At 53.5% G+C, this 12,307-nt stretch carries 12 protein-coding genes; 3 read left to right on the plus strand and 9 right to left on the minus strand.

What is annotated here, in order from left to right; translation table 11 throughout:
• Window positions 1–451 precede the first annotated feature (451 nt).
• On the plus strand, window positions 452–1,495 hold the full coding sequence (gene nadA, locus RTX30_RS06800) for a quinolinate synthase NadA (RefSeq protein WP_312688735.1): 1,044 nt from the start codon (window positions 452–454) through the stop codon (window positions 1,493–1,495).
• Window positions 1,496–1,530: 35 nt separating this feature from the next.
• Window positions 1,531–2,253 carry a nicotinamide riboside transporter PnuC gene (gene pnuC, locus RTX30_RS06805; RefSeq protein ID WP_312688238.1) on the plus strand — a complete coding sequence of 241 codons (723 nt, stop codon included), beginning with the start codon at window positions 1,531–1,533 and terminating at the stop codon, window positions 2,251–2,253.
• Here the strand turns inward: pnuC and zitB are convergent.
• Together zitB and RTX30_RS06815 are read right to left on the minus strand one after the other, a co-directional pair.
• Entirely contained in the window at window positions 2,247–3,179 is a 933-nt protein-coding gene (gene zitB / locus RTX30_RS06810) for a CDF family zinc transporter ZitB (RefSeq protein WP_312688241.1), read from the minus strand. The genes pnuC and zitB overlap by 7 nt on opposite strands.
• A gap of 117 nt (window positions 3,180–3,296) precedes the next feature.
• A complete protein-coding gene (locus tag RTX30_RS06815; RefSeq protein WP_312688737.1) occupies window positions 3,297–3,662 on the minus strand; it encodes a YbgS-like family protein in 366 nt (121 codons plus the stop codon).
• Between the two features lie 318 nt (window positions 3,663–3,980).
• Between RTX30_RS06815 and aroG the strand changes: the two genes are divergently transcribed.
• The gene (aroG, locus tag RTX30_RS06820; RefSeq protein WP_312688244.1) at window positions 3,981–5,033 is read left to right on the plus strand and encodes a 3-deoxy-7-phosphoheptulonate synthase AroG; all 1,053 of its coding nucleotides are present in this window, start codon (window positions 3,981–3,983) and stop codon (window positions 5,031–5,033) included.
• 99 nt (window positions 5,034–5,132) lie between these two features.
• Here aroG and gpmA read toward each other — a convergent pair whose 3' ends face one another.
• From gpmA to RTX30_RS06855, 7 genes are all read right to left on the minus strand, one after another.
• Entirely contained in the window at window positions 5,133–5,885 is a 753-nt protein-coding gene (gpmA, locus tag RTX30_RS06825; RefSeq protein ID WP_312688247.1) for a 2,3-diphosphoglycerate-dependent phosphoglycerate mutase, read from the minus strand.
• 206 nt (window positions 5,886–6,091) lie between these two features.
• The gene (galM, locus tag RTX30_RS06830; protein ID WP_312688249.1) at window positions 6,092–7,132 is read right to left on the minus strand and encodes a galactose-1-epimerase; all 1,041 of its coding nucleotides are present in this window, start codon (window positions 7,130–7,132) and stop codon (window positions 6,092–6,094) included.
• Window positions 7,126–8,274 carry a galactokinase gene (gene galK, locus RTX30_RS06835; RefSeq protein ID WP_312688252.1) on the minus strand — a complete coding sequence of 383 codons (1,149 nt, stop codon included), beginning with the start codon at window positions 8,272–8,274 and terminating at the stop codon, window positions 7,126–7,128. The genes galM and galK overlap by 7 nt, the downstream gene beginning before the upstream one ends.
• Window positions 8,275–8,276: 2 nt before the next feature.
• A complete protein-coding gene (gene galT, locus RTX30_RS06840; protein ID WP_312688255.1) occupies window positions 8,277–9,323 on the minus strand; it encodes a galactose-1-phosphate uridylyltransferase in 1,047 nt (348 codons plus the stop codon).
• A gap of 10 nt (window positions 9,324–9,333) precedes the next feature.
• Entirely contained in the window at window positions 9,334–10,350 is a 1,017-nt protein-coding gene (galE, locus tag RTX30_RS06845) for a UDP-glucose 4-epimerase GalE (RefSeq protein WP_312688258.1), read from the minus strand.
• A gap of 216 nt (window positions 10,351–10,566) precedes the next feature.
• A complete protein-coding gene (locus RTX30_RS06850; protein ID WP_312688261.1) occupies window positions 10,567–11,262 on the minus strand; it encodes a site-2 protease family protein in 696 nt (231 codons plus the stop codon).
• Window positions 11,263–11,264: 2 nt separating this feature from the next.
• The gene (locus RTX30_RS06855) at window positions 11,265–12,209 is read right to left on the minus strand and encodes a DUF2167 domain-containing protein (protein WP_312688264.1); all 945 of its coding nucleotides are present in this window, start codon (window positions 12,207–12,209) and stop codon (window positions 11,265–11,267) included.
• Between the last annotated feature and the right edge of the window lie 98 nt (window positions 12,210–12,307).

The following is a 12,307-nucleotide window of genomic DNA, read 5'->3' on the forward strand; positions in this document are numbered from 1 at the left end:
CCTGCACGACCCACCAATGTAAAAAAGCGCCCTAAAGGCGCTTTTTTGCTATCTGCGCATGCTAAAGATTCGACAAAATTGTCGGGAACAATTTTGAACAACGCGAAGCGTCGGCCCGGAGGGAGAGTCTCAGGATGAGACGAATGTACCTGCAGCAGGTTCGGATCGAAAGGCGAGTGAAGCGAACCATCGTGTTACCTTTTTGCATAAAAAATGACGCTGGCGGTGCTTTTTGCTCTCAGCTCTGCCTTCAGAACGACAGGCGCAACGGCAAACGAGTCTTCCTCCCCGTACAACGCGCTGACCACTACCCACACCTACAAAAATTTCCCACGACAATTTTTATGCAATCGGCTATCTTGTTTAGTATATGAAACGTTGTCGGCGTAATACTGCCATTCTTAACCGTTGTTATGGTTATTAAGTTAAGCAAGCAAAACGAGTAAGCATGATGAGCGTAATGTTCGATCCCGAAACCGCAATATATCCCTTTCCGCCAAAACCCGCGCCGCTACGTCAGGATGAGAAGCAGTTCTACCGCGAGAAAATCAAAAGCTTACTGAAAGCGCGTAATGCCGTGATGGTGGCCCATTACTATACCGATCCGGAAATTCAGCAACTGGCAGAAGAGACCGGTGGATGTATTTCCGATTCACTGGAGATGGCGCGCTTCGGTGCGAGACATGCCGCTTCAACGCTGCTGGTCGCCGGTGTGCGTTTTATGGGGGAAACTGCCAAAATCCTCAGCCCGGAAAAAACCATCCTGATGCCCACGCTGAATGCCGAGTGCTCACTGGATCTGGGTTGTCCGATCGATGAGTTTAACGCCTTCTGCGATGCGCACCCCGATCGTACTGTTGTGGTTTATGCCAATACCTCCGCAGCCGTGAAGGCACGTGCCGACTGGGTGGTGACTTCCAGCATTGCCGTTGAGTTAATTGAGCACCTCGACAGCCAGGGCGAAAAAATTATCTGGGCGCCGGACCGCCATCTCGGCAGCTACGTGCAAAAACAAACCGGTGCCGATGTTTTATGCTGGCAAGGTGCATGTATCGTACATGACGAGTTTAAAACTCAGGCGTTGATGCGGTTGAAAGCGTTGTACCCCGACGCGGCAATACTCGTACATCCCGAGTCTCCACAGTCGGTGGTTAATCTGGCCGATGCGGTAGGCTCGACCAGCCAATTGATCAACGCGGCGAAAAGCCTGCCGCATAAGCAACTTATTGTCGCTACCGATCGCGGTATCTTCTATAAAATGCAGCAGGCGGTGCCGGAAAAAGAGTTACTCGAAGCGCCAACCGCCGGCGAAGGGGCCACGTGCCGCAGCTGCGCGCACTGCCCGTGGATGGCAATGAATGGCCTGCAAGCCATTGCCGAAGCGCTGGAAAACGGCGGAGCGGCCCACGAAATCCACGTCGATGCTGCACTGCGCGAGGGTGCATTACTTCCGCTTAACCGCATGCTCGATTTTGCAGCTACACTACGTGCTTAATTTATTACTGCGTAGTATTACGCTCTGGGGGAAGAATGGATTTTTTTAGTACACAGAACATTCTGGTGCACATTCCGATTGGTGCCGGCGGGTACGATCTTTCATGGATTGAAGCCACGGGCACACTGGCGGGTTTGCTTTGTATCTGGCTGGCGAGTCTGGAAAAGATCAGCAACTATGCTTTTGGATTGGTGAACGTCACCCTGTTCGCTATCATCTTCTTTCAGATTCAGCTCTACGCCAGTCTGCTGCTGCAACTGTTTTTCTTTGCCGCCAATGTGTACGGCTGGTATGCCTGGTCGCGGCAAACTTCACAAAATGAAGCGGTCCTACAAATTCGCTGGCTATCGTTGCCAAAAGCATTAACCCTGCTGGCAACTTGCGTGGTCGCGATTGGTTTGATGACCTTCTTTATCGATCCGGTATTTGCATTCCTGACACGGGTGGCCGTCGCGGTGATGCAAACGCTGGGTATGCATGTGGCGATGCCGGATCTGCAACCCGATGCGTTCCCGTTCTGGGACGCCTGCATGATGGTGTTGTCGATTGTGGCGATGATCCTGATGACCCGCAAATATGTCGAAAACTGGCTGTTGTGGGTGGTTATTAATATCATCAGCGTGGTGATTTTTGCCTTGCAGGGCGTCTGGGCAATGTCGCTTGAATACATGCTGCTGACTTTCATCGCACTTAACGGCAGCCGCATGTGGATGAATAGCGCGCGTGAGCGAGGTTCTCACGCGCTTTCAGCTCAATGATGGTGTGAAGGATGAGGGTCAGGCTGCGCCTCGCTGAGATGGCAGTCTGGCCCGCTACAGGGCTGATACTCCATCTGTATCGTCGCATGTTCAATATCGTAATGATGAACAAGAAAATGCTGGATGTCGCCGAGCAGCTTGTCATGATCGCGCGGCGGTACCACCTGCACATGCAGCGTCATCAACGGTTTCTCACCGACCAGCCAGACATGTACATGATGTACGTCGCGGACTTCCGGAATAGCCCGTCGCAAGTGGCGTTGTAGCGCGCCAATATCCAGCGAGCCAGGCGCGCCTTCCAACAACTCATTCACGCTCTCTTTCAGAAGTCGCCACGCGCTGCGCAGCACCAGCACAGAAACCAGCACCGACAAGATAGGGTCAACTGGCGTCCAGTTGGTATAAATAATAATTAGCGCGGCGACAATCGCTCCCACCGATCCCAGCAGGTCGCCCAGTACATGCAGGGCAGCCGCGCGCACGTTGAGGTTCTTTTCCTCGCTCCCCCGGTGCAACAACCAGAACGCCAGCACATTAGCCAGCAGCCCGGCGATGGCGATGACCATCATGGTTGCTCCGGCCACGGGGTGCGGATGGTAAAAACGCTGGAAAGCTTCCCAGACAATCAAGAGAGTAATAAGCACTAACGCGAGCGCATTCACAAAGGCTGCCAGCGTGGTCAGCCGCAGCCAGCCAAACGTCCGCCGGGCGCTGGGCGGTTGACGGGCGAAATGAACCGCCAACAAGGCAAACAGCAGGGCGGCGGCATCGGTAAGCATATGGCCCGCATCTGCCAGCAGCGCCAGCGAACCAGAGAGGAGGCCGCCCACCACCTCAATCAACATAAAGACAGCGGTAACACTAAATGCCAGCAATAGTCGGCGAGCGTTAGCGTCAGCAGGGGCGTGTGAATGTGAATGCGCCATTGTCGGGATCGTGCCTCTTCATAATTATGAGCGACTTACATCATTGCAGATTTTTAGCGGATGGTGAGAAAAAAGTAAGGAGAGCCGTAGCTCTCCCTCTTGTTAAGGCTTTATACCTTACTGGGTGGTACCGTCGGTTTTGGTGTTCACATGTGTGTTATTACCATTACCTGTTTCCACTTTTTTGTTCTCGTCAGGGCAGCGACCATCTTTACACATTGAATTTTTGTGGACTTCATCTTTGGTCATATGTTGCGACGACTTATGGCTATTCGTGGCCGGATCGCCAGTGTTGATTTTGCTGTTATCAACGTTATTCGGCTCCAGATTCTGTTTCGCATCCGGGGCAACCTGGCCGGCAGACGCCGCAGCGTTTGCATCGCCGTTGCTGCTATCGGACGTGGAGGACGTTGCGGCGAAAGCACCGCCGGCGAAAGTCAGGGAAGTGGTCAGTAAAAGCGTCGCTAATTTATTCATTTTCATCATGATGCTCCTGTTCTGGTCGTTTTTACCGTGCAGAAAGCCGATAAAAGCAGCGCGAACGAATTATCACGCTCAGTGGTTAAACATGCCATTATCAACCGCTTCGGCAGCATGGAATATTAACAAAGTGCAAAATAAAAGTTATTACAGTTAAAAAGTGTAGTCGTGTTCTCTCTGTTCGCTACTTTCTGGCGGCGTTCCGCCTCATTCCAGGAATTATCCGTGCGAAGTGTAAAATCACGTTTACACTTCCTGGCTGACGAGATAGATTGGAAGGATTGCATTCATTACAAAAAGTACAGCGACACTGGAAAGATCATGAATTATCAGAATGACGATTTACGTATTAAAGAGATCAATGAGTTATTACCCCCTGTAGCGCTCCTTGAAAAATTTCCTGCCACTGAAACGGCTGCCAACACGGTTTCTCATGCCCGCAAAGCGATTCACAACATCCTGCGCGGTAATGACGATCGTCTGCTGGTGGTGATTGGCCCGTGCTCTATTCATGATCCTGCTGCGGCGAAGGAATACGCCTCGCGCCTGCTGTCGCTACGAGAAGAGTTAAAAGGCGAGCTGGAAGTGGTGATGCGCGTCTATTTTGAAAAGCCGCGTACCACTGTTGGCTGGAAAGGGCTGATTAACGATCCACACATGGATAATAGCTTCCAGATCAACGACGGCCTGCGTATTGCGCGTAAGCTGCTGCTGGAGATCAATGATTCGGGCCTGCCGGCAGCAGGTGAGTTTCTGGATATGATCACCCCACAATATCTGGCGGATTTGATGAGTTGGGGAGCCATTGGTGCTCGCACCACCGAGTCGCAGGTACACCGTGAACTGGCTTCCGGTCTCTCATGCCCGGTGGGGTTTAAAAATGGTACCGATGGCACTATCAAAGTGGCGATTGACGCCATTAACGCTGCCAGTGCACCTCACTGCTTCCTGTCGGTGACGAAATGGGGCCACTCGGCAATCGTAAATACTGCCGGTAATACGGACTGCCACATCATTCTGCGCGGCGGCAAAGAGCCGAACTACAGCGCGCGGCATGTCGCTGACGTTAAAACGGGGCTCAACAAAGCAGGCCTGCAAGCGCAGGTAATGATTGATTTCAGCCACGCAAATTCCAGCAAGCAGTTCAAAAAGCAAATGGAAGTCGGGTCTGACGTTTGCCAGCAAATTGCCAGCGGCGAAAACGCCATCATCGGCGTGATGATTGAAAGTCATCTGGTGGAGGGCAATCAGAGTCTGGAAAGCGGTGAACCGCTGGTTTACGGTAAGAGTATTACTGATGCCTGCATCGGCTGGGAAGATACCGATGCCATTCTGCGTCAGCTAGCCAATGCGGTGAAAGCGCGTCGCGGTTAAATTCTGGCAGGGAGTGCAGTTGTCTGTGACGAAAGCCCACATGCGCTGCGCTAACGGGCCAGAAACAAAAAGCCGGGCATTTTATGCCCGGCTTTTTTATTACTTCGCTTTACCCTGGTTAGCGACAGCAGCCGCTTTTGCGGCGATCTCATCCGCGTTGCCCAGATAATAATGTTTCAGCGGTTTGAAGTTTTCGTCGAACTCATACACCAGCGGTACGCCGGTCGGGATGTTCAGTTCAAGGATTTCTTCTTCGCTCATGTTGTCGAGGTACTTCACCAGCGCACGCAGGGAGTTACCGTGAGCGGCAATGATCACGCGCTCACCACTTTTCAAACGCGGCAGAATAGTGTCGTTCCAGTAAGGGATTACGCGATCGATGGTCAGCGCCAGGCTTTCGGTCTGCGGCAACTCGGCTTCGGTCAGTTTCGCATAACGCGGATCGTGACCCGGAAAACGCTCATCATCTTTGGTCAGTGCCGGCGGCGTAACAGCAAAGCCGCGACGCCACTGCTTAACCTGCTCATCACCGTATTTTTCTGCGGTTTCGGCTTTGTTCAGCCCCTGCAGCGCACCGTAATGACGTTCGTTCAGTTTCCAGCTTTTTTCAACCGGTAACCATGCCTGATCCAGCTCATCCAGAACGTTCCACAGCGTGTGGATGGCACGCTTCAGCACAGAGGTGTAAGCAAAATCGAAGGAGTAGCCTTCCTCTTTCAGCAGTTTGCCTGCTGCTTTTGCTTCGCCTACGCCTTTTTCGGACAGATCAACATCGTACCAACCGGTAAAACGGTTTTCGTTGTTCCACTGGCTTTCGCCGTGACGAACCAGAACCAGCTTAGTAACAGCCATACTCTTACTCCTGTAAGCCTGATTGAATGATAACAATTCTCATTATATTGCCGGGCAGAGACCTGCGGCAACGATTACCCTTAACCATAGCGAAAATAGTGGCGCAGTGTAAGGTGCTTGTGAACCAGGGGTTATGATTTTGTCTGTAACTGACGGTTATTTCAGCAAGATGATGAAAAAAAGCCCTCCGGAAGGAGGGCGGGGGATCAGTGCGGAATAAAGTGATATTCCGTCAGGCTGACATAGACGTCGCCGGGGAGTAAAACGCAGTCCGGCTGCGGGAAGTCCGGGCGGTTGGGGCTGTCCGGCAGGAATTCACTCTCCAGCGCCAGACCCTGCCAGGCACTGTAGGTCACACCGCCGCGGGCGGGCGTACCATCAAGATAGTTCCCCGAATAAAACTGCAGTGCTGGTGCACTGGTATACACTGCCATTTCCAGTTGCTTATCTGCCGACCAAAGGTGCGCTGCAGGCTGGCTGACGTCACCGCGGGCTTGCAACAGGAAGGCGTGATCATAGCCTTTTACTGCCTGCTGATCGGCATCGGCCAGAAAATCCTGCGCCACTGTTTTTGGCGTGCGGAAATCAAAACTGGTTCGGGCTACTGCTTTCAACCCGTCGGTGGGCAAGCCCATACTGTCCACCGGCAAATAGGCATCAGCCAGCAATTGCAAGGTATGGTTACGCACATCCGACTGTTCGCCATCCAGATTAAAGTAAGCATGGTTGGTCAGGTTAACCGGGCAGGGCTTGTCGGTTGTGGCGCGGTATTCAATGGCCAGGCGGTTATCATCACCGAGGCGGAAATGCGCTCTTGCATGCACATTACCGGGAAACCCCTGGTCGCCGTCCGGTGAGTTCAGCACGAATACCACTTCGTTATCGTTTTGCCGTTCAATCAACCAGCGGCGTTTGTCAAAACCTTCCGGGCCGCCGTGTAACTGGTTTTCGCCCTGGCTTGGCAGCAGGATGTACGTCTGCCCGGCCAGTTCAAAACGGCTGGCGGCGATACGGTTGGCATAACGGCCAATCGAGGCGCCAAGAAACGCGGTTTGACGCAGATAGTGTTCCGGCGTTGCGCAGCCGAGTAAGGCTTCACGCACGGACCCATCCTGTAACGGGATACGCGCCGATAACAGCGTGGCACCCCAGTCCATTAACGTCACCACCATTCCTGCGCGGTTGCGCAGCGTGATGAGACGAAAAGGCAGCCCGTCCGGGGCTATGGCAGACGATTCGTTTAACACTGTCCTGCTCCCTGTGAAGGTTTGCACACATAGAAGGTTTCTTTGATGCCGGTTTTTGCTTCGTACTGACGTGCGACAGCCTCTTTAACTGCAGGCACCATCGCTTCGGGTACGAGGGCAACCACACAACCACCGAAACCGCCGCCGGTCATGCGCACGCCGCCCTGGTCGCCGATAGTGGCTTTAACAATCTCTACCAGCGTATCGATTTGCGGTACGGTGATTTCAAAATCATCCCGCATGGAAGTATGGGACTCGGCCATGAGTACACCCATACGCTGCAGATCGCCTTTCTCCAGCGCGCTTGCCGCTTCGACGGTACGGGCATTTTCGCTCAGCACATGACGAACGCGTTTCGCCACCAGCGGATCCAGCTCATGGGCAACGGCATTAAACTGATCGATGCTGACATCCCGCAGCGCTTTTTGCTGGAAGAAGCGCGCGCCCGTTTCACACTGCTGGCGGCGGGTGTTGTATTCGCTGCCGACCAGCGTGCGTTTGAAGTTACTGTTGATGATCACAATGGCCACGCCTGCCGGCATCGAAACCGCTTTGGTCCCGAGCGAGCGGCAGTCAATGAGCAGCGCGCTCCCTTTTTTGCCGAGCGCAGAGATCAGCTGATCCATAATGCCGCAGTTACAGCCAACAAACTGGTTTTCCGCCTCCTGGCCGTTCAGCGCGATTTGCGCGCCATCCAGCGGCAGATGGTACAACTGCTGGAAAACGGTGCCGACCGCCACTTCCAGCGAGGCGGAAGAGCTTAAGCCCGCGCCCTGCGGCACATTTCCGCTGATGACGAGATCCGCGCCGCCAACGTTAGCGTCACGTTTTTGCAGGTGTTTTACAACGCCGCGCACATAATTTGACCATTGCTGGCTGTCGTGGGTGACGATCGGCGCATCAAGAGAGAATTCATCGATTTGGTTATCGTAATCGGCGGCAATGACCCGCACGAGGCGATCGGTACGCGGCGCACAGCTGATCACGGTCTGGTAGTCAATGGCGCAGGGCAGCACGAAACCGTCGTTATAGTCGGTATGCTCGCCGATCAAGTTGACGCGGCCTGGTGCCTGAATGGTATGGGTGGCAGGGTAGCCAAATTTCTCAGCAAACAGGGCCTGGGTGTTCTCTTTCAGACTCATTATTATTCTCCGGATTCGCGAAAATGGATATCACTCACGGCGCGCAGGCGTTCGGCAGCTTGCTCAGCCGTCAAATCGCGCTGGGTTTCGGCCAACATTTCGTAGCCAACCATAAATTTGCGCACGGTAGCAGAACGCAACAACGGCGGGTAAAAGTGCGCATGCAACTGCCAGTGTTGATTCTCTTCGCCATTAAACGGTGCCCCGTGCCAACCCATTGAGTAAGGGAAAGAGCACTGGAACAGATTGTCATAGCGACTGGTCAGTTTTTTCAGCGCCAGCGCCAGATCGCGACGCTGTTCAGCGTTTAAATCGGTCATACGCAGCAGGTGGGTTTTTGGCAACAGCAAGGTTTCAAACGGCCAGGCGGCCCAGTATGGGACCACTGCCAGCCAGTGCTCTGTCTCAACCACTGTACGGCTGCCGTCTTGCTGTTCACGCTGCGCGTAGTCGACCAGCATGGGAGAGTGGTACTGGTCCAGGTAGGCTTTTTGCAGGCGATCTTCGCGTTCCGCTTCGTTAGGCAGGAAGCTGTTTGCCCAGATCTGGCCGTGTGGATGCGGGTTCGAGCAGCCCATCGCCGCGCCTTTGTTTTCAAAAACCTGCACCCAGGGATAGGTTTGGCCCAGTTCTGCTGTCTGCTGTTGCCAGGTTGATACCACATCTTCCAGCGCGCTGATGCTCAGTTCTGGCAGTGTTTTACTGTGGTCTGGCGAAAAACAGATAACCCGGCTGGTGCCGCGCGCACTCTGGCTGCGCATCAACGGATCGCTGCTTTCCGGCGCGTCTGGCGTGTCGGTCATTAGCGCCGCAAAGTCATTCGTAAATACGTAAGTGCTGGCGTAATCCGGGTTTTTATCACCGGTTACTCGCGTATTCCCCGGGCAGAGAAAACAGTCCGGATCATGGGCGGGTAGCGTTTGCTTCGCCGGTGTTTCCTGCGCCCCCTGCCAGGGGCGCTTAGCGCGATGCGGTGAAACGAGGATCCACTGTCCCGTCAACGGGTTGTAACGGCGATGAGGATGATCCACCGGGTTAAATTGCGTCATTACGGTTCCTTTAATCAGGATAGCCCTGCGGATGGCGGGACTGCCAGCGCCAGGTATCTTCTGCCATTTCGTCGAGCGTGCGGGTGACACGCCAGTTCAGCTCTTTATCTGCTTTGGTGGCATCTGCCCAGTAAGCGGGTAAATCACCGTCGCGGCGTGGCGCAAAATGCCAGGCAATAGGTTTGCCACAGGCTTTGCTGAACGCGTTAACCACATCCAGCACGCTGCTGCCCACGCCCGCGCCAAGGTTATAAATATGCACGCCTTGTTTGCCTGCCAGTTCTTGCATGGCGGCAACGTGACCATCAGCCAGATCCATCACATGGATATAATCGCGCACGCCGGTGCCGTCAGGTGTTGGGTAGTCATTACCAAAAATAGCCAGCGAATCACGGCGACCAACGGCCACCTGCGCAATGTACGGCATCAGGTTGTTAGGAATGCCTTGCGGATCTTCGCCCATATCGCCTGATGGATGTGCGCCAACCGGGTTAAAGTAGCGCAGCAGCGCAATGCTCCAGTCCGGCTGTGCTTTCTGCAGGTCAGTCAGGATCTGCTCAACCATCAGCTTACTTTTGCCATACGGGCTTTGCGGCGTGCCTGTCGGGAAGCTTTCAACATACGGGATCTGGGGTTGATCGCCATAAACTGTGGCGGAGGAACTGAAAATGAAGTTCTTAACATTGGCGGCGCGCATGGCGCTGATCAGACGCAACGTACCGTTAACGTTGTTATCGTAGTATTCCAGCGGTTTGGCCACGGATTCGCCAACGGCCTTCAATCCGGCAAAATGAATCACCGCTTCGATAGCGTGATCGTGCAGGATCTCTGCCAGCAGCGCTTCGTCACGAATATCGCCTTCGACGAACAGCGCAGCTTTACCGCCAAAACGTTCGATTTCATGCAATACGCTGCGTTTACTGTTGCAGAGGTTGTCGAGGATGACGACGTCATGACCATTTTGCAGCAATTGGACGCAGGTATGACTTCCAATGTAACCGCTACCACCTGTAACCAGAACTCGCATGTTTAACTCCATTAGGCATATGGTATGAATAAACCTTAGCATAACAGAGAGGTGAAAACTGTGACATGGGATAAAATAGTGGAATCGTTTACACTGATTTCTCTGCTAGCCGGTTTCTCGCGTAACCGCTGGAAAAAACAAGGATTATCCTGGCATTTCCAGCGAATAGTATTAGTCCGAAAACGTCTTCACTGCTGTACAGTGAAGCAGACATTATCAGCGTAAGCCGGATAACGCCTCGTGCAGGTTATAAGTCATCAGCGACAGCCAGGCAATCAGCCCAAAGTACAAAAGCGAATATTCCAGACGTTTGCCAGGGGTCAGCGTACTGAGATTGGGCGTTTCATTGCGCCGCGCCACCATCTGCGAAACCGCAAGAAAGCAGACGATAAGCAACAGCGGGCTCGGGTGGAGATAAAAAAAGCACAACAACACCGGAACCCCGAGATACCAAATCTTACGCGAGATGGCGACCGTAATGCGTCCGCCATCCAGCGGCGGCACCGGGATTAAATTGAACAGATTAAGCAGGAAACCGGCATAGGCCACGGCCATCAGTAGCGAACTGTTCAGGTATTCCGCCAGATAATAGCAGGCAAGGGCAGCCAGCGCTCCTGACAGCGGGCCAGCAATGCCGACCCACGCTTCTGTTTCCGCATCCGGGAGTGCATCTTTCAGTGCGATCCACGCCCCGACAAACGGGATAAACATCGGTAATCCGGTATTTAATGAACGCTGCCGTGCGGCAAAGTAGTGCCCCAGTTCATGGAAAAACAGCATGGCGACGATACCTGTGGCGTAAGGCCAGCCAAACAGCGGCGCATACGTGGCGACCGACAACAGCATCGTCCCCCCGGAGAGTATAAACTTTCCGAGGGTTGCACCTTTAAACAGCAGAAGCAGCAGGCTCATCGCTATTCAACGTGGTTTTCGGTTTCGGTTGCCGATTTTTTGCGAAACAGTACTTTTTTCACGCCGACACCGGCAGCCGCGATAGCAATCAGCGCAAGCTTCCAGAACTTCAGCAGAGTGACACCGATAATCGCCAGCAGGCCGAGTTTTTTCGCCGCCAGCCCACCGATTAACGCAGCAAGGCCATAGCTGGCAATGTGGTCGGTCGAGGCATTAAAGTCGCTGTATTTTTTACCGTCGTTAAAGGTCGTGGCATTGAGCAGGGTTTTAGCCAGCGGTTTTTCCTGCTCGACAGTGCCGCGATCCGTGACCAGATTCAGCGACAGGTAACCGTGGCGGCCCAGCAGATAAGTGTTGTAGTTAACGCCCTGATCTTTTTCCGGCACATTACTGCCAATGTCGCGGATCGCGGCAGACCAGATAAGACGGTGGTTTGCCGCATCGTAGGTTGGTTTTTCAACCCAGCCGATGACCTCAATCGGCGCGATGCCTTTTTCAGCGCGATCTTTATTGCCTTCTTTGGTTCCTTCCTGCAAATTACTGAGCAGTTCCTTCGCGTCCCAGTCCTTTGCATCATCATCTTTGATATAACCGGCGTCGTCATATTCAATAGAAACAAACCCGGAAATATCATTGCTAAATACCAGCCCGTAAAAAGCATCATCATTAACAGAATTACCCAATTCACGCATGAAGACGGCCGCTTCTTTAGGCGGTATCCAGGCGAAACCCGCCGGTAAATTCAGCGTTGCCTGATCGCCTAATGTAATTTTGTGCGGGCCGTGAACACTGGCGCGTTGCATATTTTGCACCGCCTGACGCATTTGATTATCTTGTTCGCTATTCGCAGAGGAGGCACTCTCCTCAGCAAGTGCGTAGGTACTCAGGCCAAGGAAGAGCGCCGCCACCAGCGACAGGGTGCGGGTCATAGAGAGGAGTGAGGTCATAATAGTCCTGTCATTTTTCTCCCGGCGTCCATCGTCGGGATTGATACTTGCCATAATAAAAAAAGGCCACTGACAATATGGGTTGCCAGCTGGCCAGA

This window comes from Kosakonia sp. (genome assembly GCF_032052965.1).
Lineage (GTDB): Bacteria > Pseudomonadota > Gammaproteobacteria > Enterobacterales > Enterobacteriaceae > Kosakonia.